Annotated in this window: 21 protein-coding genes, 6 tRNA genes and 4 other RNA genes; 27 read left to right on the forward strand and 4 right to left on the reverse strand. The window is 58.4% G+C overall.

Annotated elements, in window-relative coordinates; all coding sequences use genetic code 11:
• Positions 1–62 precede the first annotated feature (62 nt).
• From odhB to sucD, 3 genes are all read left to right on the forward strand, one after another.
• The gene (gene odhB / locus C9411_RS14055) at positions 63–1280 is read left to right on the forward strand and encodes a 2-oxoglutarate dehydrogenase complex dihydrolipoyllysine-residue succinyltransferase (protein WP_107227290.1); all 1218 of its coding nucleotides are present in this window, start codon (positions 63–65) and stop codon (positions 1278–1280) included.
• A 122-nt stretch (positions 1281–1402) separates the two neighbouring features.
• Positions 1403–2569, forward strand: a complete 1167-nt coding sequence (gene sucC / locus C9411_RS14060) for an ADP-forming succinate--CoA ligase subunit beta (protein ID WP_025301883.1) — start codon at positions 1403–1405, stop codon at positions 2567–2569.
• Positions 2569–3441: a succinate--CoA ligase subunit alpha gene (gene sucD / locus C9411_RS14065; protein ID WP_004939878.1), complete on the forward strand. Its 873-nt coding sequence runs from the start codon at positions 2569–2571 to the stop codon at positions 3439–3441. Before sucC ends, sucD begins: the two co-directional genes overlap by 1 nt.
• A 72-nt stretch (positions 3442–3513) precedes the next feature.
• Here sucD and C9411_RS14070 read toward each other — a convergent pair whose 3' ends face one another.
• Positions 3514–5412: a bifunctional UDP-sugar hydrolase/5'-nucleotidase gene (locus C9411_RS14070; protein ID WP_107227291.1), complete on the reverse strand. Its 1899-nt coding sequence runs from the start codon at positions 5410–5412 to the stop codon at positions 3514–3516.
• A gap of 683 nt (positions 5413–6095) precedes the next feature.
• Here C9411_RS14070 and cydA point away from each other — a divergent pair.
• The 23 genes from cydA to pnuC all read left to right on the forward strand — a co-directional run bounded on the left by cydA (position 6096) and on the right by pnuC (position 18768).
• Positions 6096–7664 carry a cytochrome ubiquinol oxidase subunit I gene (cydA, locus tag C9411_RS14075; RefSeq protein WP_019454034.1) on the forward strand — a complete coding sequence of 523 codons (1569 nt, stop codon included), beginning with the start codon at positions 6096–6098 and terminating at the stop codon, positions 7662–7664.
• 14 nt (positions 7665–7678) lie between these two features.
• Positions 7679–8818 (forward strand): cytochrome d ubiquinol oxidase subunit II, encoded by a 1140-nt coding sequence (gene cydB, locus C9411_RS14080; protein WP_063991116.1) that lies wholly within the window; start codon positions 7679–7681, stop codon positions 8816–8818.
• Positions 8819–8835: 17 nt separating this feature from the next.
• A complete protein-coding gene (gene cydX, locus C9411_RS14085; RefSeq protein WP_004939868.1) occupies positions 8836–8949 on the forward strand; it encodes a cytochrome bd-I oxidase subunit CydX in 114 nt (37 codons plus the stop codon).
• On the forward strand, positions 8949–9245 hold the full coding sequence (gene ybgE, locus C9411_RS14090) for a cyd operon protein YbgE (RefSeq protein WP_019454032.1): 297 nt from the start codon (positions 8949–8951) through the stop codon (positions 9243–9245). Before cydX ends, ybgE begins: the two co-directional genes overlap by 1 nt.
• A gap of 130 nt (positions 9246–9375) precedes the next feature.
• Entirely contained in the window at positions 9376–9780 is a 405-nt protein-coding gene (gene ybgC, locus C9411_RS14095) for a tol-pal system-associated acyl-CoA thioesterase (protein WP_025160034.1), read from the forward strand.
• Positions 9777–10460 (forward strand): Tol-Pal system protein TolQ, encoded by a 684-nt coding sequence (gene tolQ / locus C9411_RS14100; RefSeq protein WP_004939862.1) that lies wholly within the window; start codon positions 9777–9779, stop codon positions 10458–10460. Before ybgC ends, tolQ begins: the two co-directional genes overlap by 4 nt.
• Before the next feature lie 12 nt (positions 10461–10472).
• The gene (gene tolR, locus C9411_RS14105; RefSeq protein ID WP_107227292.1) at positions 10473–10901 is read left to right on the forward strand and encodes a colicin uptake protein TolR; all 429 of its coding nucleotides are present in this window, start codon (positions 10473–10475) and stop codon (positions 10899–10901) included.
• An 81-nt stretch (positions 10902–10982) separates the two neighbouring features.
• Positions 10983–12212, forward strand: coding sequence for a cell envelope integrity protein TolA (gene tolA / locus C9411_RS14110; RefSeq protein WP_107227293.1), 1230 nt, complete (start codon positions 10983–10985; stop codon positions 12210–12212).
• 132 nt (positions 12213–12344) lie between these two features.
• On the forward strand, positions 12345–13637 hold the full coding sequence (tolB, locus tag C9411_RS14115) for a Tol-Pal system beta propeller repeat protein TolB (RefSeq protein WP_033655159.1): 1293 nt from the start codon (positions 12345–12347) through the stop codon (positions 13635–13637).
• A gap of 44 nt (positions 13638–13681) precedes the next feature.
• The gene (pal, locus tag C9411_RS14120) at positions 13682–14191 is read left to right on the forward strand and encodes a peptidoglycan-associated lipoprotein Pal (protein WP_025160033.1); all 510 of its coding nucleotides are present in this window, start codon (positions 13682–13684) and stop codon (positions 14189–14191) included.
• 9 nt (positions 14192–14200) lie between these two features.
• Positions 14201–14995: a cell division protein CpoB gene (gene cpoB / locus C9411_RS14125; protein ID WP_033647153.1), complete on the forward strand. Its 795-nt coding sequence runs from the start codon at positions 14201–14203 to the stop codon at positions 14993–14995.
• Positions 14996–15173: 178 nt separating this feature from the next.
• Positions 15174–15249, forward strand: a tRNA-Lys gene (locus C9411_RS14130).
• A gap of 131 nt (positions 15250–15380) precedes the next feature.
• Positions 15381–15456: transfer RNA gene (locus C9411_RS14135), tRNA-Val, on the forward strand.
• A 7-nt stretch (positions 15457–15463) separates the two neighbouring features.
• Positions 15464–15539 (forward strand) — tRNA-Lys (locus tag C9411_RS14140).
• A gap of 15 nt (positions 15540–15554) precedes the next feature.
• A non-coding RNA gene (locus C9411_RS14145) (RtT sRNA) lies at positions 15555–15679 on the forward strand.
• Between the two features lie 156 nt (positions 15680–15835).
• Positions 15836–15911 (forward strand) — tRNA-Lys (locus C9411_RS14150).
• A 13-nt stretch (positions 15912–15924) separates the two neighbouring features.
• A non-coding RNA gene (locus C9411_RS14155) (RtT sRNA) lies at positions 15925–16048 on the forward strand.
• A gap of 36 nt (positions 16049–16084) precedes the next feature.
• Positions 16085–16160 (forward strand) — tRNA-Val (locus tag C9411_RS14160).
• Positions 16161–16166: 6 nt separating this feature from the next.
• Positions 16167–16242, forward strand: a tRNA-Lys gene (locus C9411_RS14165).
• 74 nt (positions 16243–16316) lie between these two features.
• Positions 16317–16441: non-coding RNA, RtT sRNA (locus tag C9411_RS14170), on the forward strand.
• Between the two features lie 73 nt (positions 16442–16514).
• Positions 16515–16639: non-coding RNA, RtT sRNA (locus tag C9411_RS14175), on the forward strand.
• A gap of 321 nt (positions 16640–16960) precedes the next feature.
• Positions 16961–18022 (forward strand): quinolinate synthase NadA, encoded by a 1062-nt coding sequence (gene nadA, locus C9411_RS14180; RefSeq protein ID WP_033642201.1) that lies wholly within the window; start codon positions 16961–16963, stop codon positions 18020–18022.
• Positions 18023–18042: 20 nt separating this feature from the next.
• Positions 18043–18768, forward strand: coding sequence for a nicotinamide riboside transporter PnuC (gene pnuC, locus C9411_RS14185; RefSeq protein ID WP_048232945.1), 726 nt, complete (start codon positions 18043–18045; stop codon positions 18766–18768).
• Positions 18769–18803: 35 nt separating this feature from the next.
• Here pnuC and zitB read toward each other — a convergent pair whose 3' ends face one another.
• Genes zitB through C9411_RS14200 form a run of 3 tightly spaced genes read right to left on the reverse strand, consistent with a single transcriptional unit; the run spans position 18804 to position 23568 of the window.
• On the reverse strand, positions 18804–19766 hold the full coding sequence (gene zitB, locus C9411_RS14190) for a CDF family zinc transporter ZitB (protein WP_063991118.1): 963 nt from the start codon (positions 19764–19766) through the stop codon (positions 18804–18806).
• Positions 19766–22966, reverse strand: a complete 3201-nt coding sequence (locus C9411_RS14195) for a transporter substrate-binding domain-containing protein (RefSeq protein ID WP_107227294.1) — start codon at positions 22964–22966, stop codon at positions 19766–19768. The genes zitB and C9411_RS14195 overlap by 1 nt, the downstream gene beginning before the upstream one ends.
• Positions 22963–23568: a response regulator transcription factor gene (locus C9411_RS14200; RefSeq protein ID WP_063991120.1), complete on the reverse strand. Its 606-nt coding sequence runs from the start codon at positions 23566–23568 to the stop codon at positions 22963–22965. The genes C9411_RS14195 and C9411_RS14200 overlap by 4 nt, the downstream gene beginning before the upstream one ends.
• Before the next feature lie 212 nt (positions 23569–23780).
• Between C9411_RS14200 and aroG the strand changes: the two genes are divergently transcribed.
• Complete coding sequence (aroG, locus tag C9411_RS14205) at positions 23781–24833, forward strand: 3-deoxy-7-phosphoheptulonate synthase AroG (protein WP_016928717.1); 1053 nt, start codon at positions 23781–23783, stop codon at positions 24831–24833.
• Positions 24834–24940: the final 107 nt, after the last annotated feature.

Consider the following 24940-nt stretch of genomic DNA (forward strand, 5'->3'; position numbering starts at 1 on the left):
GTTCGCTCGCTTGCCGGCCGAGAGCCGGCAAGCAGATGATAAAAAACTTAAGGGAAAGCTAAATGAGTAGCGTAGATATTCTGGTTCCTGACCTTCCTGAATCGGTTGCCGATGCGACCGTAGCCACCTGGCACAAAAAACCGGGCGACAGCGTGCAGCGTGATGAAGTCCTGGTTGAAATCGAAACCGACAAAGTGGTGTTGGAAGTGCCGGCCAGTGAAGCGGGCATTCTCGATGCTATCGTGGAAGAAGAGGGCGCGACCGTGCTGTCTCGCCAGCTGCTCGGCCGCATCCGTCCGGGCGACAGCTCCGGCAAGCCGACCGCTGAGAAGAGCCAAGAGAAAGAAGCCACGCCTGCGCAGCGCGCTACCGCGAGCCTGGAAGAAGAAAGCAATGACGCGCTCAGCCCGGCGATTCGCCGCCTGATCGCCGAACACGATCTCGATGCCGGCGCCATCAAGGGCACCGGCGTGGGTGGCCGCATCACGCGTGAAGACGTGGAAGCGCACCTGGCCAAAGGCGGCGCCGCTGCCAAACCGGCCGCCGCCGCTGAAGCCGCACCGCAGCTTGCTCTGGCCGGCCGCAGCGAAAAACGCGTGCCGATGACCCGCCTGCGCAAACGCGTCGCCGAGCGTCTGCTGGAAGCGAAGAACAGCACCGCGATGCTGACCACCTTCAACGAAATCAACATGCAGCCGATCATGGATCTGCGCAAGCAGTACGGCGAAGCCTTCGAGAAGCGTCACGGCGTGCGTCTGGGCTTCATGTCCTTCTACATCAAGGCGGTGGTTGAAGCGCTGAAGCGTTTCCCGGAAGTGAACGCGTCGATCGACGGTTCCGACGTGGTTTACCACAACTACTTCGACATCAGCATCGCGGTTTCTACCCCGCGCGGCCTGGTGACGCCGGTACTGCGCGATGTGGACGCCATGAGCATGGCTGACATCGAGAAGAAAATCAAAGAGCTGGCCGTTAAGGGCCGCGACGGCAAACTGACCGTGGAAGAGCTGACTGGCGGTAACTTCACCATTACCAACGGCGGCGTATTCGGCTCCCTGATGTCCACCCCGATCATTAACCCGCCGCAGAGCGCCATCCTGGGCATGCACGCCATCAAAGATCGCCCAATGGCGGTCAATGGTCAGGTGGTGATCCAGCCGATGATGTATCTGGCGCTGTCTTATGACCACCGCCTGATCGACGGTAAAGAATCCGTCGGTTATCTGGTGACGGTCAAAGAGATGCTGGAAGATCCGGCTCGTCTGCTGCTGGACGTCTAGTAACCCTTGCCGGGCGCGGCATGCCGCGCCCGCACTCTGTGCTATGTGGCCGGAAAACCATGCGGTTTACCGCGTAATAATGGTCCGGCTAAAAACCTTCAGAACTGAATGGATAGAACATCATGAATTTACACGAATATCAGGCAAAACAGCTGTTTGCTCGGTATGGCATGCCGGCACCAACCGGTTACGCCTGTACCACTCCGCGTGAAGCAGAAGAAGCTGCATCCAAAATCGGCTCCGGCCCGTGGGTGGTGAAATGTCAGGTTCATGCTGGCGGCCGCGGTAAAGCGGGCGGCGTTAAAGTCGTCAACAGCAAAGAAGATATCCGTGCCTTCGCGGAAGCCTGGTTGGGCAAGCGTCTGGTGACTTACCAGACTGACGCGCTGGGCCAGCCGGTTCACCAGATCCTGGTAGAAGCGGCGACCGACATCGATAAGGAACTGTACCTGGGCGCGGTCGTGGATCGTTCTACCCGTCGCGTGGTGTTCATGGCGTCTACCGAAGGCGGCGTGGAAATCGAGAAGGTGGCGGAAGAAACCCCTGAACTGATCCACAAAATGACCATCGATCCGCTGGCGGGTCCACAGCCTTATCAGGGCCGTGAGCTGGCCTTCAAACTGGGCCTGACCGGTAAGCAAGTCAGCCAGTTCGCCAAGATCTTCATGGGCCTGGCGACGCTGTTCCTGGAGCGTGACCTGGCGATGGTTGAGATCAACCCGCTGGTGATCACCAAGCAGGGCGATCTGGTGTGCCTGGACGGCAAACTGGGCGCCGACGGCAACGCCCTGTTCCGCCAGCCGGAACTGCGTGAAATGCGTGACCCTTCCCAGGAAGACGAGCGTGAATCCCGTGCGGCTCAGTGGGAGCTGAACTACGTTGCCCTCGACGGCAACATCGGCTGCATGGTTAACGGCGCCGGTCTGGCGATGGGTACCATGGACATCGTTAAACTGCACGGCGGCGAACCGGCCAACTTCCTGGACGTTGGCGGCGGCGCGACCAAAGAGCGCGTGACCGAAGCGTTCAAAATCATCCTGTCCGACGACAAGGTGAAAGCGGTTCTGGTTAACATCTTCGGTGGTATCGTACGTTGCGATCTGATCGCCGACGGCATCATCGGCGCAGTGGCCGAAGTGGGCGTTAACGTCCCGGTGGTGGTGCGCTTGGAAGGGAATAACGCCGAACTGGGCGCCAAGAAACTGGCGGACAGCGGCCTGAATATCATTGCTGCGACCAGCCTGACTGATGCGGCTCAGCAAGTTGTTGCAGCAGTGGAGGGTAAATAATGTCCATTTTAATCGATAAGAACACCAAGGTAATTTGCCAGGGCTTCACCGGTAGCCAGGGGACTTTCCACTCCGAACAAGCTATCGCTTACGGCACCAAAATGGTTGGCGGCGTAACCCCGGGCAAAGGCGGCACTCAGCACCTGGGCCTGCCGGTGTTCAACACCGTGCGCGAAGCGGTTGAAGCGACCGGCGCCACTGCCTCGGTCATCTACGTTCCAGCGCCGTTCTGCAAAGACTCCATCCTGGAAGCGATCGATGCCGGCATCAAACTGATCATCACCATCACCGAAGGCATCCCGACCCTGGACATGCTGACCGTGAAAGTGAAGCTGGACGAAGCCGGCGTGCGCATGATCGGGCCGAACTGCCCTGGCGTGATCACCCCGGGCGAGTGCAAAATCGGCATCATGCCTGGCCACATCCACCTGCCGGGCAAAGTGGGCATCGTTTCCCGCTCCGGCACCCTGACCTATGAAGCGGTGAAACAAACCACCGATGCCGGTCTGGGCCAGTCCACCTGCGTGGGCATCGGCGGCGACCCGATCCCGGGCTCCAACTTCATCGATATCCTGAAGATGTTCCAGCAGGATCCGCAGACCGAAGCGATCGTGATGATCGGTGAGATCGGCGGCAGCGCTGAAGAAGAAGCGGCAGCTTACATCAAAGAACACGTCACCAAACCGGTTGTCGGCTACATCGCCGGCGTGACCGCGCCGAAAGGCAAGCGTATGGGCCACGCGGGCGCCATCATCGCAGGCGGCAAAGGCACGGCGGACGAGAAGTTTGCTGCGCTGGAAGCCGCGGGCGTGAAAACCGTTCGCAGCCTGGCGGACATCGGCGACGCGGTAAAAGCGGTGCTGAAGCGCTAAGAATTTAGTACGAAATAACAATATCTCGACATGTTTGGCCACCCATAGGGTGGCCTTTTTTATGGGCGAAGATCAGAAGTCGTTGAGCGCCTTGATCAATGCGATCCGATCCTGCAGGCGACGCTGTTGCACCGGATCCGCGGCGGCTTGCCGCTGTTGATCCAGAGAGGTGAGGGCGGCGCGGTAATCGTCGGCGTTGCGGAACAGCGCGTCTTTGACGTTGATCGACGCGACGTTGGTGTAGCGGCCGTCGTCGGTGGTCGGCACCTGGATGACGCCCTCGTTGAGCAGCCGTTTGACGATCGCCCGCTGCGGTTCGTAATCCTCCATGCCGATCAGCTTCCAGCGCCGCGGCGGCACGCCCTGATAGTGGCCGTATTTCACCTCCGTCAGGTAGCGCAGAGTCAGGTGGCGGATAGTACCTTCTTCTTCACCGTATTGCGCTTTGCTGTCGAACAGCACTGGGAAGGATTGCCCCTCCAGCGCGCCACCCTTTTGCGTCAGGTGGCCCATGCGGTAACTGTTCATGCCCAGGCGGATCGGCATATCGTCGGTGACCGGCGTGCCGTCCGTCAGACGCAGATCGACGATGCGTGAGCCGGCGGGTTGGCGCAAGTCGATGGTGTAAGTGACGCCGTCGAAGAAATCGTTGGTGGAATATTTGGATGATCGCCGCGCCGGGTTAAAGCTGTAGGTGACGTCGCCCGGCTGCAGCTGATTGAAATAGTCGGCGGACCACTCCATGTAGCGTTTAAGCGCTTTGCCGTTGAGCTGATACACGGTGATCTCGCCGCCGGCGTATTGGTAGTTAAAGGCGATATCCTTGGCCTTGATGTCGCCGACGTCCAGTTTGGCGCGATCGTTGTCGATCTGCAGGGCGATTACCTGCGCCAGCGGCGCATAGTGGCGGGCGGCCTGCTGGAACAGCGCGCTGATACCGGTATCCTGCACGTGCACCTGAGGAATACCGCGGAATTCGTCGGTGGGCACCAGATCGCTGCCGCTCAGCTTCGCCACGACCCGGTTGGCGTTGGCGCGCAGAATGTCATGGTACGGCTGGTAGAGAGCCTGCAGGGCGCTGTCCGGCGTCATCCCCTTGATGGGGTAGGTGTAGCTGTTTTTGTCGATCAGCGTGAATTTGCCGTCGCGGCGTTCAAATTGCAGATCGATGCGCGACAGCGCGCGGCCGTATTTATCCGGCTCGGTGATGATGACGCCGTTAACCACCGCTTTGTCGATCTTCACATGCATATGACCGGCGACGATCGCCGCCAGCTCCGGGTTGGCGTTGGCGATGTCGGCTACGCCGGTGCCGGGGCGCTGGTTCTCGTTGTCGATGCCCATATGCGCCACCAGCACGATGGCGTCGACCTGGCCGTCGATTTGCCTGATGACCTGTTTCACCGCCTGCACCGGATCGGTGAAGTTCAGCCCTTTGATGCGATCGGTACCCTTGGCGAATTCGGCGGTCATCGGCGTGTCCATGCCGATAATGCCGATCTTCACGCCTTGGCGCTCGACGATGGTGTAGGCCGGCAGATAGGGCTTGCCGTTGTCCCAGACGATATTGCCCGCTAGCGCCGCGCCCTTGAACTGCTTAAGCGGCGTAGCCAGCACCGGCAGGCCGAAGTCGAACTCGTGGTTGCCCATCACCCAGACGTCATAATTGAGCGCGTTGAGGCCCAGCATCATCGGGCTGACGGCCTCATGCTTGAAGGTTTCGACGAAGTTGCCCTGAATGGTGTCGCCGGCGTCCACCAGGATCAGGTTTGGCTGCTCGGCCCGCACCTTTTTGACCTGGGTGGCTATCTGGCTCAGGCTGCCCGTCAGATTCTCCGTGTCGCTGGCGTAGTCCCAGGGCACGAAGGTGCCGTGCAGATCGGAGGTGCCCAGTAGGGTGATATTTACCGTTTCGGCGGCCATGGCGTTTCCCGAGAGTCCCAAGACAGAGGCAAAGATGATTTTTTTCATAAGTTATTGTCACTCAATGCAATTTTAACATAAGTGGTCATTCTGCTACAAAATCGCAACCTTTACGATCCCATCGCGAGAAATAGACTAATATTGGAGAGAGATTTGTTGTTTTGTGACTGCTATCACTGTCACGGCTTATTGGAAATAAAAGGTTAATTATGTCGCATAATAAGCGCGTAATAATACAATGGCGGCTCTTTTAAATTACATTTATTTAACACAAAAATATCATTAAAAAACAATTAAACCATTGCGCAACATGACCCTAAGAAAATTATGCGAAATGTGCTGATGAATATGGAAATAAGATGCGGATAGGCTTAAATTGTCTCAGATCAAATTAGCCCGAAGTACCTCTTTCGGCTAAGATTTGACCTGTAACCAAAAGTCTAACCCACGTCACGTAAAAACCTATTTATTGTGTGGGATTGGGCGAGTATCATCCATGTTGTGATTATGGATGGTTGATCTTGTTGCATTTGTTACCCGTTGTCGGTTTTCAGTGGCGCGCTTGTCGACGGCCCGAGAGGCTATTGGCCGAGTGTGCGGTTGAAAGCGGAGAAGCTGGATCAAATTTGTTGTGTTTTAGGGCATTCACTGCGGGGCGTTACTGGCGGCTTTGAAAGAGGCGTGCCGATAACCGCGTGTCGGAGTCTTCCTGCGAGGAGCAAGGAGTCAAGATGTTTGATATTGTCGAACTGTCGCGCTTACAGTTTGCTTTAACGGCGATGTACCATTTCTTATTTGTCCCATTAACGCTCGGTATGGCGTTCTTGCTGGCAATTATGGAAACGGTATATGTCCTGTCTGGCAAACAAATCTATAAAGACATGACCAAATTCTGGGGAAAGTTATTTGCGATTAACTTTGCTCTGGGTGTGGCCACCGGTTTGACCATGGAGTTCCAGTTCGGGACTAACTGGTCGTATTTCTCTCACTACGTCGGCGATATCTTCGGGGCCCCACTGGCTATCGAAGGTCTGATGGCGTTCTTCCTTGAATCGACGTTGGTCGGCCTGTTCTTCTTCGGCTGGGATCGTCTGAGCAAGGTGCAGCACATGGCGGTAACCTGGTTTGTGGCCCTCGGCTCCAACCTGTCCGCGCTGTGGATCCTGGTCGCCAACGGCTGGATGCAGAACCCGATCGCTTCGGATTTCAACTTCGAAACCATGCGCATGGAGATGGTCAGCTTCTCCGAACTGGTGCTTAACCCGGTTGCGCAGGTGAAATTCGTTCACACCGTGGCTTCCGGCTACACCTGTGGCGCGATGTTCGTTCTGGGCATCAGCTCCTACTACCTGCTGAAAGGCCGCGACATCGCCTTCGCCAAGCGCTCCTTCGCCATCGCTGCCAGCTTCGGTATGGCTGCCATTCTGTCCGTTATCGTTCTGGGTGATGAATCCGGCTACGAAATGGGCGACGTGCAGAAAACCAAACTGGCCGCTATCGAAGCGGAATGGGACACCCAGCCGGCGCCGGCCTCCTTCACCCTGTTCGGCATTCCCGATCAGGACAAGATGGAAAACTCCTTCTCTATTCAGATCCCGTATGCGCTTGGCCTGATCGCCACCCGCTCCACGGACACTCAGGTCACCGGCCTGAAAGATCTGATGGCTCAGCATGAAGTGCGTATCCGCAACGGGATGAAAGCCTACCAGCTGCTGGAAGAGCTGCGCGGCGGCAACACCGATCCTGCGGTGCGCGCCGAATTCAACAAAACCAAGCAAGACCTGGGCTACGGCATGCTGCTGAAGCGCTATACCCCGAACGTCACCGACGCGACGGAAGCGCAGATCCAGCTGGCGACCAAGGACTCCATTCCGCGCGTGGCGCCGCTGTACTTCGCCTTCCGCATCATGGTGGCCTGTGGCGTGATCATGCTGTTGATCATCGGCCTGTCGTTCTGGAACGTGATCCGCGGCCGCATTGGCCAGAAAAAATGGCTGCACCGCGCGGCGCTGTACGGTTTGCCGCTGCCTTGGATCGCGATCGAGTCCGGTTGGTTCGTGGCGGAATACGGCCGTCAACCGTGGGCGATTGGTGAGGTGCTGCCGACGGCGGTCGCCAACTCTTCGCTGACCGCGGGCGACATTCTGTTCTCGATGGGGCTGATCTGCGGCTTGTACACCCTGTTCCTGGTGGCTGAATTGTACCTGATGTTCAAGTTTGCGCGTCTGGGTCCAAGCAGCCTGAAAACCGGCCGCTATCACTTTGAACAACCGACTGCCGCCGTGCAGGAAGCGCGCTAAACAGGAGTCCACGTATGTTTGACTATGAAGTACTGCGATTTATTTGGTGGGTCCTGGTTGGCGTACTGCTGATCGGCTTCGCCGTCACCGACGGTTTCGACATGGGCGTCGGCATTCTGGTGCGCATCATCGGGAAAACCGATACCGAGCGCCGGGTGATGATCAACTCCATCGCCCCGCACTGGGACGGTAACCAGGTGTGGCTGATCACCGCCGGCGGTGCGCTGTTCGCCGCTTGGCCGATGGTCTACGCAGCGGCCTTCTCCGGCTTCTACGTCGCCATGATCCTGGTGCTGGCCGCCTTGTTCTTCCGCCCGGTCGGTTTCGACTACCGTTCCAAGCTGGAGAGCAGCCGCTGGCGCAACATGTGGGACTGGGGCATCTTCATCGGCTCCTTCGTGCCTGCCGTGGTATTCGGCGTGGCGTTCGGCAACCTGCTGCAGGGCGTGCCGTTCCACATGGACGAGTATATGCGCCTGTTCTACACCGGCAACTTCTTCCAACTGCTGAACCCGTTCGGTCTGTTGGCGGGCGTGGTCAGCCTGACCATGCTGGTCACCCAGGGTGCGACCTACCTGCAAATGCGCACCACCGGCGAGATCCACCTGCGTTCACGCGCTGCGGCACAGATCGCGACGCTGATCATGGCGGTGTGCTTCCTGCTGGCGGGCGTATGGCTGGTGAAAGGCATCGACGGCTTCGTCGTGACGTCGGCGCTGGACACCATGGCGGAATCCAACCCGATGCGTAAAGAAGTGGCGCATCAGGCCGGTGCCTGGCTGATCAACTTCAACAAGTATCCGCTGCTGTGGGCGCTGCCTGCGCTGGGCGTGGTGCTGCCGTTGTTCACCATCCTGTTCTCGCGTCTGGAGAAAGGCGCGCTGGCGTTCGTCACCTCGTCGCTGACCATCGCCTGCGTCATCCTCACCGCCGGGGTCACCATGTTCCCGTTCGTGATGCCGTCCAGCACCGTGCCTAACGTCAGCCTGACCATGTGGGACGCGACGTCGAGCCTGTTGACGCTGAAAGTGATGACCGTCGTGGCGGCGATCTTCGTGCCTATCGTTTTGGCGTACACCAGCTGGTCGTACTACAAAATGTTCGGTCGCCTCGACAAGAACTACATCGAAAACAACAAGCATTCGCTGTACTAAGGATAAGGAGCTAAACCATGTGGTATTTTGCCTGGATTCTCGGAACGCTTCTTGCCTGCGCCTTCGGCATCATCACGGCGCTGGCGCTTGAGCAGAGCGAAGCGACCAAAGCTCAGCAAGACGGTAAGTGATGAGCTCGTCCGTGATTGACAAGCTGTACGCTGTCACCGACAAGGGCCCGATCCGGGCCCTTTCCCTGGTGCTGGCGTTGATTTTGGCGGGATGCGTGTTCTGGGATCCGACTCGTTTCGCCGCCAAAACCAGCTCGCTGGAGATTTGGGAAGGGCTGTTGCTGATTTGGGCGGTGTGCGCCGGGGTGATCCACGGTTTCGGATTCCGCCCGCAGCGCAGCGTCTGGCGCGCCTTTTTCGCGCCGCTTCCCGCAATTGTGATCTTGTGCGCAGGATTACTTTACGTTTCTTTATAATCTCCCTGATGTCCCCATGTTATGGGCCCTCACGGCCCATAATTATTTTCATTCCCATCTTGTAACCCATTCCCAACCCGATCCGTCTTGCGTATAGTAGCAGCGTTAAATTGCATTGCTGGGAAGTAGAGTGAGTAATACGTTGTTTCGATGGCCGGTTCGCGTTTACTACGAGGATACCGATGCCAGTGGTGTGGTCTATCACGCCCGCTACGTCGCCTTTTTTGAAAGAGCGCGCACAGAGATGCTGCGTCAGCACAACTTTCATCAACAGCAGCTGCTCAGTGAACAAGTCGCTTTTGTCGTCCGGCGCATGACGGTGGATTATCTGGCTCCGGCTCGTCTCGACGAGCAACTGGAGGTCCAGAGCGAAATCACCTGTCTGCGCGGGGCTTCTCTCACGTTTGCTCAACGCATTGTCAATTCTGACGGGGCCCTACTGAGCCAGGCTGATGTCCTGATTGCCTGTATTGATCCACACCAAATGAAGCCAAGAGCGCTTCCTAAGTCTATTGTCGCGGAGTTTAAGCAGTGACTGACATGAACATCCTAGATTTATTCTTGAAGGCGAGCCTGCTGGTTAAGCTTATCATGTTGATTTTGATATGCTTCTCGGTAGCCTCTTGGGCGATCATCATTCAGCGTACCCGCATCCTCAATGCGGCGACGCGTGACGCCGAAGCCTTTGAAGACAAATTCTGGTCCGGTATCGAGCTTTCCCGTCTGTACCAGGAAAGTCAGGCGCGTCGCGATAGCCTGACCGGTTCCGAGCAGATCTTCCATTCCGGATTCAAAGAGTTCGCCCGCCTGCACCGCGCCAACAACCATGCGCCGGAGTCGGTGATCGAAGGGGCGTCGCGTGCGATGCGCATTTCTATGAACCGCGAGCTGGAAACGCTGGAAACCCATATTCCGTTCCTCGGCACCGTCGGTTCGATCAGCCCGTACATCGGCCTGTTCGGCACCGTGTGGGGGATCATGCACGCCTTTATTGCGCTGGGCGCGGTGAAGCAAGCCACGCTGCAGATGGTGGCGCCGGGTATCGCCGAAGCGCTGATCGCCACCGCGATCGGTCTGTTCGCCGCCATCCCGGCGGTAATGGCCTATAACCGTCTCAACCAGCGCGTCAACAAGCTTGAGCAGAATTACGACAACTTTATGGAAGAGTTCACCGCTATTCTGCATCGTCAGGCCTTCTCCAGCGACAGCAAATAAGTAGGAGGTAGCATGGCGAGAGTACGTGGACGTAGTCGGCGCGAGCTGAAGTCCGAAATTAACATCGTTCCGCTGCTCGACGTGTTGCTGGTGCTGCTGCTGATCTTTATGGCAACCGCGCCAATCATCACGCAGAGCGTGGAAGTTGACCTGCCGGACGCCACCGATTCCAAAACGGTGTCCAGCGATGACCATCCGCCGGTGATCCTCGAGGTTTCCGGCGTAGGTCAATACACCCTGGTGGTGGATCACAACCGTATGGAGCTGCTGCCGCCTGAGCAAGTCGCGGCCGAAGCCAAGTCGCGTTTGGCGGCTAACCCGAAAACGGTCTTTTTGATCGGCGGTGCGAAGGAAGTCCCTTACGATGAGATTATCAAGGCATTGAATATTCTCCATCAGGCGGGCGTGGCTTCCGTGGGGCTGATGACCCAGCCGATCTGACCGTAAGGCGAACGGCAACCCGGTTCCTGCGCTGCGGCCCAGGAACCCCGTATAAGCAACACCAGTTTTTGGGAATCTATTTTGGTAAAGGCAACTGAGCAAAACGATAAGCTGAACCGCGCCGTTATTGTTTCGGTCGTTCTGCACTTCATATTGATTGCCCTGCTGATTTGGGGATCGCTGCAGGAAAAGGTCGACATGGGCGCCGGCGGTGGCGGTGATGGCACCGTGGTGGGCGCAGTGATGGTCGATCCTGGCGCGGTGGTGGAGCAATACAACCGCCAGCAGCAGCAGAGCAACGATGCGCAGCGTGCCGAGAAGCAGCGCCAGAAAAAGGCGGAGCAACAGGCCGAAGAGCTTCAGCAGAAGCAGGCGGAGCAGCAACAGCGCCTGAAAGAGCTGGAGAAAGAGCGTTTGGCGGCGCAGGAGAAAGCTGCGCAGGACGCCAAGGCGCAGGCTGAGCAACAGCAGAAGGCAGCGGAGCAGCAGAAACAGGCCGCCGAGCAGCAAAAAGCGGCGGAAGCCGCCGCAGCCAAGGCCAAAGAGCAACAGAAGGTCGCCGAAGCCGCCGCCGCTAAGGCGAAGGCCGAAGCGGACAAGGTCGCCAAGGCGCAGGCGGACGCGCAGAAGAAAGCCGAAGCGGAAGCCAAGAAAGAAGCTGCCGCCGCTGCCGCCGCCAAGAAACAGGCGGAAGAGGCGAAGAAAGCTGCCGCCGCCGCCGCAGAGCAAAAAGCCGCAGAGGCCGCAGAGAAGAAAGCGGCCGCTGAAGCCGAGAAGAAAGCCGCAGCGGAAGCCGAGAAGAAGGCTGCCGCCGAGGCAGAGAAGAAAGCGGCCGCCGCTGAGAAAGCTGCGGCAGCCAAGAAAGCCGCTGCGGACGCCAAGAAGAAGGCCGCCGCTGAGGCTGCGAAACAATCGGATGAAGTTAGCGATCTGTTTGGCGGCCTGGCGGACGGCAAGAACGCGCCGAAAGGCGGCGGCGCCAAATCGAAGGGCGACGGTAAACCGACCGGGCAGGGCAATGCCAAAGCGGCTGGGGCCAGCGGGGCGGATATCAGCGGTTATATGGGGCAGATTCAAGGGGCGATTCAGAGCAAGTTCTATGACGCCAGTTCGTTCGCCGGCAAAACCTGCGATCTGCGTATCAAGCTGGCGCCGGACGGCCTGCTGATAAGCGTACAAGCGGCGGGGGGCGATCCTGCACTGTGCCAAGCAGCGGTGTCTGCCGCCAAGTTGGCGCATATACCGAAGCCGCCGAGCGATGCCGTTTATCAGCACTTTAAGAATTCTATCCTTGAATTCAAGCCGCAATAACGGTTGATTGAGTGAGTGATATCACAGGGATGTACTAAGGTAACCAACAGGGATTATGTAGTTTTACGTAAGTTGGTTTGTTAAAATTCTGCTAATTTATCGCAGGCATCCCGCCTGGATAAGGGAGATGAGATGAAGCAGGCATTTCGAGTAGCGCTAGGTTTTTTAATTCTGTGGGCGTCCGTGCTGCACGCGGAAGTTCGCATTGAAATCACCCAAGGGGTCGACTCCGCTCGTCCGATTGGCGTGGTGCCGTTTAAATGGGCGGGCCCAGGCACGCCGCCGGAGGATATCGGCAAGATTGTCGGCGCGGATCTGCGCAACAGCGGCAAATTCAACCCGATCGACGTGGCGCGCATGCCGCAGCAACCGACCTCCGCGTCTGAAGTGACGCCGGCGGCCTGGACTGCGCTGGGCATCGACGCCGTGGTTGTCGGCCAGGTTCAACCTGGCGCTGACGGCAGCTACCTGATCTCCTACCAGCTGGTGGATACCTCGGGTTCGCCGGGCACCGTTTTGGCGCAGAACCAGTATAAAGTGACCAAACAATGGTTGCGTTATTCTGCCCATACTGCCAGCGACGAAGTGTTCGAGAAGCTGACCGGCATCAAGGGCGCGTTCCGTACCCGTATCGCCTACGTCGTGCAGACCAACGGCGGGAAATTCCCGTATGAGCTGCGCGTAGCGGATTACGACGGTTATAACCAGTTCACGGTGCACCGTTCGCCTGAGCCGCTGATGTCACCGGCCTGGTCGCCGGACGGCAGCAAACTGGCTTACGTGACCTTCGAGAGCGGCCGTTCCGCGCTGGTGGTGCAGACCCTGGCTAACGGCGCTATCCGCCAGATCGCCTCGTTCCCGCGCCACAACGGTGCGCCAGCGTTCTCGCCGGACGGCAGCAAGCTGGCCTTCGCGCTGTCCAAGAGCGGCAGCCTGAACCTGTACGTGATGAACCTCGGCTCCGGCCAGATCACGCAACTGACCGATGGCCGCAACAACAACACCGAACCGACCTGGTTCCCGGATGGCCAGTCTCTGGCGTTTACCTCCGACCAGGGCGGGCGTCCGCAGATTTATAAAATCAGCGCCAGCGGCGGTGCCGCACAGCGTCTGACGTGGGAAGGCGCTCAGAATCAGGATTCTGAAGTCAGCTCCGACGGTAAATTCCTGGTGATGGTGAGCACCAACAGTGGTGCACAACACATCGCCAAACAAGATCTTGGATCGGGCGCCGTTCAGGTTTTGACCGGCACCTTCCTGGATGAAACGCCTAGTATTGCGCCAAACGGCACCATGGTGATCTATAGCTCCACGCAAGGTATGGGCTCCGTGCTGCAGTTGGTGTCAACTGATGGGCGTTTCAAAGCGCGTCTTCCGGCAACTGATGGACAGGTCAAATTCCCTGCCTGGTCGCCGTATCTGTGATGCATGTGTAAATATGTATGGCAAACTATAAAAGGATCAAAGAAATGCAACTGAACAAAGTGCTGAAAGGGCTTCTGCTGGCACTGCCAGTTCTGGCTGTAGCAGCTTGTAGTTCTAACAAAAGCGCGAACAACGACCAATCTGGTATGGGCGCTGGCACTGGTATGGAAAACGGCAGCAGCAACCTGTCTTCCGAAGAACAAGCTCGTCTGCAGATGCAAGAACTGCAGAAGAACAACATTGTTTACTTCGGCCTGGACAAGTATGACGTAAGCTCCGAATTCGCTCAGATGCTGGACGCGCACGCTGCATTCCTGCGTAACAACCCGTCTTACAAAGTGACCGTTGAAGGCCACGCTGACGAACGCGGCACGCCGGAATACAACATCGCTCTGGGTGAGCGCCGTGCTAACGCCGTTAAAATGTACCTGCAGGGTAAAGGCGTTTCCGCTGACCAGATCTCTATCGTTTCTTACGGTAAAGAAAAACCAGCAGTACTGGGCCACGACGAAGCGGCTTATGCTAAAAACCGTCGTGCCGTTCTGGTTTACTAAGAGAATCGCATGAACAGTAACTTCAGACGTCACCTGTTGAGTCTGTCGTTACTGGTTGGCGTAGCGGCCCCTTGGGCCGCTACTGCCCAAGCGCCAATCAGTAATGTCGGCTCCGGCTCGGTCGAAGACCGCGTCACCTCGCTTGAGCGCATCAGTAATGCTCAAGGCCAGCTTTTAAATCAACTCCAGCAACAACTCTCTGATAACCAACGCGACATTGATTCTCTCCGTGGGCAAATCCAGGAAAGCCAGTATCAGTTGAATCAGGTGGTTGAACGCCAGAAGCAAATCTATCAACAGATGGATAGCCTCAGCCAGGGCGGCGCTCAGAGCGCTTCTGCGGCCGCGGGCGCTGCCGGTGGGGCAGCCGCAGGCGCATCTTCCGATGCGGGCGGCAGCGCGCCTGCAGCCGCTTCTGCAACGCCGAGCGGCGGTGATGAGAACAGCGACTACAACGCCGCTGTTTCTCTGGCGCTGGAAAAAAAACAGTATGACCAGGCGATTTCCGCCTTTCAGTCCTTCGTAAAACAGTACCCGAAGTCTACCTACCAGCCTAACGCCAACTATTGGCTGGGCCAGTTGTTCTACAACAAGGGTAAAAAAGACGACGCGGCCTACTATTTTGCGGTGGTGGTGAAGAATTACGCTAAATCACCGAAGGCGCCGGACGCCATGTACAAGGTGGGTATCATCATGCAGGAGAAAGGGCAGGCCGATAAAGCCAAAGCCGTGTTCCAGCAGGTGATTAAACAATACCCAACCAGTGCGGCGGCCAAACAGGCGAAAAGTCGCGTAGGCGGTTAACAGTCAGAAAAATGAGCCCAGAAGTTAGTCGATTTGACCGATTTCTGGGCTCATTCGCGTGAAGAACAAGCAGTTGAACGCATCAGTCAAAAATTTAGGTTGCGCTGCCAAGATAAATTAGTAATATATGCCGCCGTTGCCAAGACATCTTGCAAGATGTTAAAGCGGCAGGGAAATTGGGTCGTTAGCTCAGTTGGTAGAGCAGTTGACTTTTAATCAATTGGTCGCAGGTTCGAATCCTGCACGACCCACCAATTTTGAAGCAAGAAATGAAGTGGAATCGGGAAGGATAACATCACGAAGTGATGGCCCGTCAGGGCGAGGCCAAAGGCCGAGTCATCCTGCACGACCCACCAATTTCTGAAGTAGCAGTAACCACAACAGTGGGTGATTAGCTCAGTTGGTAGAGCATCTCCTTTACACGGAGGGGGTCGGCGGTTCGAGCCCGTCATCACCCACCACTGTTATGGGTCGTTAGCTCAGTTGGTAGAGCAGTTGACTTTTAATCAATTGGTCGCAGGTTCGAATCCTGCACGACCCACCATTCTTTAAGAATGGCTGCGATAGAGAATCGTAAAGGATGAGAACCGTAAAGGTTCGAGTCTCGCGAAGCGAGACAACATCACTCCGGTGATGGCCCGCAAGGGCGAGGCCAAAGGCCGAGTTATCCTGCACGACCCACCATTCTTTAAGAAAGAATGGCAGCTTCAGAATCGGTTTGATGTGGCAAAGTAAAGGTCCGAGTCGAGTACCCGTCGAGTTGTCCTGAACATCCCCATCCTTGTTTTCCGCGAGTCGGTTCCAATAGCCTATTCGCCATCAGCAGTAAACCACATCAGTGGGTCGTTAGCTCAGTTGGTAGAGCAGTTGACTTTTAATCAATTGGTCGCAGGTTCGAATCCTGCACGACCCACCACTCTTTAATAGAGCAAGGTGTTAAATCGTCAGGATGAGAACCGTAAAGGTTCGAGTCTCGCAAAGCGAGACAACATCACTCCGGTGATGGCCCGCAAGGGCGAGGCCAAAGGCCGAGTTATCCTGCACGACCCACCACTCTTTGAGAGTGAAAAATAGCAGTACCACAGCAGTGGGTGATTAGCTCAGTTGGTAGAGCATCTCCTTTACACGGAGGGGGTCGGCGGTTCGAGCCCGTCATCACCCACCACACTGCGGGTCGTTAGCTCAGTTGGTAGAGCAGTTGACTTTTAATCAATTGGTCGCAGGTTCGAATCCTGCACGACCCACCAATTCAGAAAAAAGCGCCTTTTGGCGCTTTTTTCGCATCTGCGCCACCAGACTCTACTTTACCCTCTTGCTAACAGAGTTCACCGAGTCGTGCGGGTGAGATCCTGCGCTCAGGTTCGAGCATCGCGCAGCGATACGACAACGCGCAGCGTTGCCCGCAGGGTGAGGCCAAAGGCCGAATCAATCCTGCACGACCCACCAATTCAGAAAAAAGCGCCTTTTGGCGCTTTTTCGCATCTGCGCCACTAGACTCTACTTTACCCTCTTGCTAACAGAGTTCACCGAGTCGTGCGGGTGAGATCCTGCGCTCAGGTTCGAGCATCGCGCAGCGATACGACAACGCGCAGCGTTGCCCGCAGGGTGAGGCCAAAGGCCGAATCAATCCTGCACGACCCACCAATTCATAGAAAAGCGCCTTTTGGCGCTTTTTTCGCATCTGCGTCATCGCAATCTGAATCTGCTGCTTTCTCGTTTCAACACCGCACCGATCATCATCCCGCTCCTCTCTGAACGCTATACGTCCTCGTCAGGCGATTATCCGCCGTGACAGCGCGGGCAATGCCTGTATTTTTAATCTATTAAACAATAGGTGCGCAAATATGAAAATATCAGCGGACTTTTCGCGCGGTTTTAGGTATTTTGTTTAGTATATAAAACGAAGGGCGTTGCGGCAGGCGATATTCACGCGGCAGGCGCCCAGCCTAGCATGAGATTGCAGCGATGAGTGAAATGTTTGATGTCAATGCGGCGGTGTACCCCTTCCCGCCTAAACCGGTTCCGCTGGACGTAGCCGAAAAAGCCTTTTATCGCGAGAAGATCAAAACCCTGCTCAAGCAGCGCAATGCGGTGATGGTCGCCCACTATTATACCGATCCGGAAATCCAGGCGCTGGCGGAAGAAACCGGCGGCTGCGTGGCGGATTCGCTGGAAATGGCGCGCTTCGGCAGCGCCCATCCGGCTTCCACGCTGTTGGTGGCCGGCGTGCGCTTCATGGGGGAAACCGCCAAGATCCTCAGCCCAGAAAAGCAGGTGCTGATGCCGACGCTGTTTGCCGAATGTTCGCTGGATCTGGGCTGCCCGGAAGAGGAGTTTCATGCGTTTTGCGACAGACACCCCGATCGTACCGTGGTGGTCTATGCGAACACCTCGGCGGCGGTCAAAGCGCGCGCCGACTGGGTGGTCACTTCCAGCATCGCCGTTGAGCTGATCGAACACCTGGACAGCCTGGGCGAGAAGATCATCTGGGCGCCGGATCGTCATCTCGGCAGCTACGTGCAGAAGCAGACCGGCGCCGACGTGCTGTGCTGGCAAGGCGCCTGCATTGTCCATGACGAGTTCAAGACTCAGGCGCTGCGGCGCATGAAGGCGCTTTATCCGCAGGCGGCCATCCTGGTGCATCCCGAATCGCCACAGGCGGTGGTTGAGTTGGCGGATGCGGTGGGATCGACCAGCCAACTGATTCAGGCGGCGAAAACATTGCCGCATCAACAGCTGATCGTCGCCACCGATCGCGGTATCTTTTACAAGATGCAGCAGGCCTGCCCGGACAAGGAGCTGTTCGAAGCGCCAACCGCCGGAGAAGGGGCGACCTGTCGCAGCTGCGCGCATTGCCCGTGGATGGCGATGAATGGCCTGAAGGCGATTGCTGAAGGGCTGGAGCAGGGGGGCGCGCAGCATGAGATCCACGTGGACGCCGCGCTGCGTGAGAAGGCCCTGGTGCCGCTGAACCGCATGCTGGATTTCGCCGCTCAGCTTAAGATGCAGGTTAAAGGCAACGCTTAACCGTTTAAAAGGATGACCTCATGAGCTTCTTCAGTACCAGCAATATTCTGGTGCATATTCCGCTTGGCGCGGGCGGTTACGATCTGTCGTGGATCGAAGCCATCGGCACGCTGTTCGGGTTACTGTGCATCTGGTACGCCAGCAAGGAAAAAATCATCAACTACCTGTTCGGCCTGATCAACGTCACGCTGTTCGCGGTGATTTTCTTCCAGATCCAGCTGTACGCCAGCCTGCTGCTGCAGCTGTTCTTTTTCGGCGCCAACATTTACGGTTGGTATGCCTGGAGCCGCCAAACCCAGGATAATCAGGCTGAGCTGCAGATCCGCTGGCTGCCGTTACCGAAAGCGTTGGCCTGGGCGGCGGTTTGCGTCATCGGCATTGGCCTGATGACCTTTAACATCGACCGCGTGTTCGCTTGGCTGACGCAGATCGCGGTAGCGGTGATGCAAGGGCTGGGGCTGAACGTGCAGATGCCTGAGCTGCAGCCGGACGCGTTCCCATTCTGGGATTCGGCGATGATGGTGCTCTCCATCGTGGCGATGATCCTGATGACGCGCAAGTACGTGGAAAACTGGCTGCTGTGGGTGGTTATCGACGTCATCAGCGTGGCTATCTTCGCCTACCAGGGGGTATACGCGATGGCGCTGGAATACGTCATTCTGACGCTGATCGCCCTGAACGGCTCCTGGCTGTGGATCAAGAGCGCCGGGCGCAACCGTTCCAACCCGCTCTCTTCCGCACCGTAACAACGCAGAGGGCGCCGTGGTGGCGCCCTCTTGGCTTAGTGACGATGTCCCAGATGGGAGTGCGCTTCGGCATGTGAGTGTTCACTCGGCTCCGGCGCCCGGTTGATACCGCAGTCCGGTGTCTCGCAGTGCCGGTACTCCATCTGAATGGTCACGTGGCCAATCTTGTAGTGTTCCAACAGATAACCCTGAATGCGTTGCAACAGCCCATCATGATCATGCGGCGGGATCACCTGCGCATGCAGCGTCATCAGCTTCTGTTCGCCAATCTGCCAGACGTGCACGTGATGGATGTTGCGCACCTCCGGGATATTCAGGCACAGGTCTTTTTGCAGCTTGGCGATATCGACCTCCTGCGGTGTGCCTTCCAACAGCTCGTGGAAACTCTCCTTCAGCAGCCGCCAGGCACTGCGCAGCACCAGACAGGAGACCAGCACCGACAGGATCGGGTCAATCGGCGTCCAGCCGGTGGCGAGAATGACGATGGCGGCGACGATGGCGCCCACCGAACCGAGCAGGTCGCCCAACACATGCAGCGCGGCGGCGCGCACGTTGATATTTTTCTCTTCACTGCCGCGATGCAGCAGCCAGAAGGCGAACAGGTTCGCCAGCAGCCCCGCTACGGCGATGATCAGCATTGGCGTACCCATCACCGGCTGCGGTTCGAAGAAACGCCGTATCGCCTCCCACAGGATGAATACCACGATCACCAGCAGCGCCGCGGCGTTGAGGAAGGCCGCCAGGGTGGTCAGGCGCAAATAGCCGAAGGTGTGGCGCGCGTTGGGTTTGCGCTGGGAGAAGTGCACCGCCATCAGCGCCACCAGCAGCGCGGCGGCATCGGTCAACATATGGCCGGCGTCGGCCAACAGCGCCAGCGAGCCGGACAACAGGCCACCGACCACCTCGGCCACCATAAAGACGGCGGTGACTAAAAAAGCGGTCAGTAGGCGTTTACTATTACTGTCTTTCGGCAGGTGTACGTGTGGAGTGTCCGACATTATTCATCCTTATGCATAGCGAAAGAGGGGGCGGCGGCGAGCAGGGCGTCCAGCTCCGGTTCTATCTGCGCCACTAACGCCTTTAATTTAGTATAAGCGGCGGCGGCAAGCTCGCCCCGACGTGCGGTATCCACCAGCTGCTGGCACAGCTGCGCGGCTTCCGGCAGCTGCAGCATCAGCAGGCTGCCCTTGATGCGGTGCGCCGCCTGCTCCAGGTGCGGCCAGTCGCTCGCGGCGACGGCGTCCGCGAGCCGCTGCCGGTCCTGGCGCAGCGTATCGCCGAGCGTCTGCGCCAGCCGCTGCAGCATGGCGCGATCGCCACCTGCCATTTCGGCCAGCGTTTGCCGCAGGTCAGTAAGGACTGACTTTTCTTCCTGGGCCTGCGACTGCTGGGCCAATACCTGGCCGATCGCCGCCAGTGAAATCGGTTTGGTCAGGAAGTGGTCGATCGCCACCAGCCCCGGAGGAATGCGGGTAAACTCCTGCACGTCTGCCGAGCAGAGCACTATGCGGCAAGGCGGGCGTTGCAGCCGCTGTTCGTCGCGGCGGATCAGCCTGGCCAGCGTCAGGCCGTCCGGGCGCGGCATGTTATAGTCGATAAACAGCAGATCGAACGGTTGACGGCGCTGGGCTTTCAACAGCGCATAGCCTTGTTCGAAGCGGGCGGGTTGCAGCCCGAAGTGGCGCAACTGGCGTTCCATAAGCAACAGATTGGTGGGGTGATCGTCAATCAGCGCGGTACGCAAGGCGGGAGACGGCAGAGCAAAGGGGCTTTCCTCAGGGGCGGTAACCGGGGCCGCGCCGCTCAGCTCGACCGGTATCGCGACCTCGACGCGGGTGCCGACTCCTGGCTGCGAGTGCAGCTCGATGCGGCCGCCCATCTGTTCGACGATCTCTTTACAGATAGACAGTCCCAAACCGGTGCCCTGCACCGAGATGCGTTGTGCGCCGCGCGCGCGGTAAAACGGTTGGAACAGCTTGCCTATTTCATCGGCGGCGATACCGCAGCCGCTGTCGTTCACCGCTAATCGCAATTCCCCCTGCCGCTCATCCTGCGCGCGCCAGCCGATCTCGACCTGAATGGTGCCGCGCGGCGTGAACTTTATCGCGTTGTTTATCAGGTTGTTAGCCACCTGAAGTAAACGCTCACCATCAATAATCACCGCCTCCGGCAGCGCCGGATCCGCCACCACGCTCAGCGTCAACGGCCGTTCACCGATCAGCGGTCGGTAGAGGGCGTCGATGCGCGCGACCCAGGGGCGTAGCGCCACCGGTTTTGGCGCCAGCGTCAGCGAACCGGTTTCCAGCCGAGCGTGATCCTGCAGGTCATTGAGCAGGTTGAGCAGCGAAGAGGCCGAACTATATATCACCGGCAGGCCTTCCGGCGCGGGTTGGCGTTTGAGCTCCAGCTCCAGCAGGCCGAGGATGGCGTGCATCGGCGTGCGCAGCTCGTGGCTGACGGTGGCGAGGAATTTGCTCTTCATGCGATTTTCCGCTTCGGCGCTTCGGCGCGCGTGCTCGAGCTCTTCGCGTTCGCGTTTTTCACGGCGCTGCAGCATGAAACGGCGCAGCGTCAGCGCCAGCAGCAGCACGGTGGCGGCGGCCAGCAGCGCCAGCAGCCAGGTGGTCTGCGGTGGCATGCGGTTGTCGTTCACCGCGTCGATCAGGTTGCTGCGATCGACGATCCACTCGTCGCGTAGCGATTGCAGGGTGTCCGCCGGGATCTGCATCAGGTTCTTATCGAGGATCGCCAGGAGCAGCGGCTGATCGCGGCGCACGCCGAAGGCCACCGGATAGGGGATGTTGTTGGCGGCGAAGGCCAGCTTGATGGCGCCGGAATAGCGCGACAGCGCCAAAAAGTTGGCGGAGATGACGTTATCCACCAGCGCATCCAACTGGCCGTTGGCCAGCGCGTCGTACATCGACTTGCTGTCGGCGAAGCTGACGGTCTGCTCCTGCTCCGGCACCAGCCCCTGCGCCAAATCGCCCTGCAGCACGCCGATGCGCTGGCCGGCCAAATCGCTCCAGGTGGAAATGCCGTTAGCATGCTGGCCGACGTAAACGCCCCACAGTGAACGGTGGATCGGCATGCTGGCGCCGTAGCGCGCCTTGACGCCGCGCGCCAGCGGCAGGGCGGCGCGGAAGCTGGCCTGGCCGGACTGCACCAGCTGATCGGCCTGCTCGGCGTTGCGTGCCCACAGCGGCGCGAAACGCAGCCCGGTGTTTTGCGCGATGATGTTGAGAATGTCGATGGCGTAGCCGCGCGGCTGGCCGTCGGAGCCGCGGTAGGCGAACGGGAAGTTGTTCTCGATGGCGGCGTAGTAAACCACGCGGTGGCTCGCCACCCAATTCTTCTCCATCGTCGTCAGATCGGCATTGCCGGTGTCGAGGTAGCTGGGGATCTTTTTGCTCCAGCGGCTCTGCAGGGCGTTCATCAGCTCCATCGGCGCGTCGGCGATGGCGGTGTCCAGCGTGTCTATCAGCCGCGAGTCGGCGGCGGCGAACACGAAGGACAGGTTGCCCAGATTCTCGTTGCTTTCAATCTGATAGAGCTGGCCGAGCTGCAGTTGGTCGATGATAAAGCTGGCGCTGGCCTCGTCGGCGATAAAGTAGTCGCTGCTGCCGTTGAGCAGCGAGTAGACCGCCTGCAGATTGTTGTCGTAGCGCTGGATCTGCGATGCCACCGCCTGCAGAGCGCCGCCGGACTGCATGTCGGTCAGCGCGCCGATCGCGACGCGGGCGTTGGCGGAGTTGAGCATCACCGGCCGATCGTTGCTGCGATCGCGCAATACGCGCAGGTTGCTGACGTAATAGGGCTGAGAGATCGCCAATCCGTGCAGCGCCTCACTCTGCGGGATGCCGTACAGCAGATCGATCTTGCCGTCGTGCAGCGCCTGCTCCAGCTGCGTCAGATCGGCAAAGCCGTAAATGGCGAAGCGAATGCCGGTCACCTGCTGGATATAGCCGAGGTAGTCGGCGTTCAGCCCGTACAGATCGTCGTCCACGATGATGTTGTACGGGCTGGTGTTCTCACTGATGATGCCGATGCGCAGCGTTCGGTCGCGCCAGGGATTTTTCTCGCCGACGATCAGCATGTTCTCGGGGGTATTCAGATTGCTGACCAGCTGATAGCGCACCGGCTCCGCCGCCTGCGCCAGACCGCACCACAGGATCAGCAGCAGCAGAGCGCGGCGCATCATGGCGCCAGCTCTTTAAACACCGCCACCAGCTCCAGCAGGTTGCCGGCGCCGGTTTTGCGCTGGATGTTCTTTTTGTGCGTGCTGACGGTCTTGTTGCTGATGTGCAGCCGATCGGCGATCTGCAGGTTGGACAGCCCCTGGCTCAGCAAGCCCAGCACTTCGAGCTCTTTGGGAGTGAGCAGCCCACCGTCCGCCGTCGGCGCTTCTTCGGCCAGCGCGGCGGCGGGGAAGTGGGTTTCACCGTCCAGCACCTGCTCGATCGCCTGTACCAGCTCTGCCAACGAGCTGCCTTTATTGACGAAACCGTTGGCGCCGGCGGCATGGGCCATGCGCGCATAGACCTCCGCTTCCTGCGCGGTATAGATCAGGATCGGCTGCTGCGGATAGCGGCGGCGAATTTTTTTCAATAGCTGCAGCCCGTCGACCTGCGGCAGGCCGATATCCAGGATCACCAGGCCGAAAGCGGCCTCGGCCAGCAGGGCCTGCGCCTGGACGTCGTCCTGCGCCGCCTGCAGACGGTAGGGGCGGGATGATTTCATTAGCGCCGCTTCCAGTGCGACATGAACCACCGGGTGGTCATCAACTAATAACAGAGAGGGCATGTTCAACTCGGGTCGTTTTATATTCCGATCGCTAGCATAGCGAAAAAGGAGGCTCTGCGCTCCCCTGATGAAACAGCACAATCTGCTGTTAATTTGGCGGTTCCAGCGGAGGGGGGCAAAGGTGATTTACAGCGCCATTCCCACAGGCTAGATTGTTGGGATCTACACCGTTACGCACTGCGAAATACCCCTCGATACCGAATGGAAAAGCTATGAATTACCAAAACGACGATTTACGCATTAATGATATTAAGGAACTCCTGCCGCCGGTGGCTTTGCTGGAGAAATTCCCGGCCACTGAACGCGCAGCAAAGACGGTGTCCCAGGCCCGCAGCGCAATTCACAATATCCTCCGCGGCAGCGACGATCGCCTGCTGGTGGTGATTGGCCCTTGCTCTATTCACGATACCCAAGCCGCCAAAGAGTACGCGGGGCGCCTGCTGGCGCTGCGTGAAGAACTGAGCGGCGAGCTGGAAGTGGTCATGCGCGTATACTTCGAAAAACCGCGCACCACCGTGGGCTGGAAAGGCCTGATCAACGATCCGCAGATGGACAACAGCTTCAACATCAACGACGGTCTGCGCCTGGCGCGCAAGCTGCTGGTAGAGATCAACGACAGCGGCCTGCCGGCCGCCGGCGAATTCCTCGACATGATCACGCCGCAGTACCTGGCGGATCTGATGAGCTGGGGCGCCATCGGCGCGCGCACCACGGAATCGCAGGTGCACCGCGAGCTGGCCTCCGGCCTCTCATGCCCGGTGGGCTTCAAGAACGGCACCGACGGCACCATCAAGGTGGCGATCGACGCCATCAACGCCGCCGGTGCGCCGCACTGCTTCCTGTCGGTGACCAAGTGGGGCCACTCGGCTATCGTTAACACCAGCGGCAACGGCGACTGCCACATTATCCTGCGCGGCGGTAAAGAGCCTAACTACAGCGCGGCGCACGTGAAAGACGTCAAAGCCGGCCTGAGCAAAGCCGGGCTGCCGGCGCAGGTGATGATCGACTTCAGCCATGCCAACAGCAGCAAACAGTTCAAAAAGCAGATGGACGTGAGCGCTGACGTTTGCGGGCAGATCAGCGGCGGTGAAAAAGCGATCATCGGCGTGATGATTGAGAGCCACCTGGTGGAAGGTAACCAGAACCTCGAAAGCGGCGAACCGCTGGTTTACGGCAAGAGCGTGACCGACGGCTGCATCGGCTGGCAGGACACCGAAACCGTGCTGCGCGATCTGGCGGCGGCGGTGAAAGCGCGCCGCGGCTAATCGCGAAAATGACAAGGGCCCGGCAGCGGGCCCTTGTTTTAATTTTCATCATTGCACTTCTCTACCTCCCCCTTCCGATAATTTAAGGCTTACAATTAATAGGCCAA

Origin of the sequence: Serratia sp. Nf2, assembly GCF_003028435.1 — a bacterium.
In the GTDB taxonomy this organism is placed as follows: Bacteria; Pseudomonadota; Gammaproteobacteria; order Enterobacterales; family Enterobacteriaceae; genus Serratia; species Serratia marcescens_L.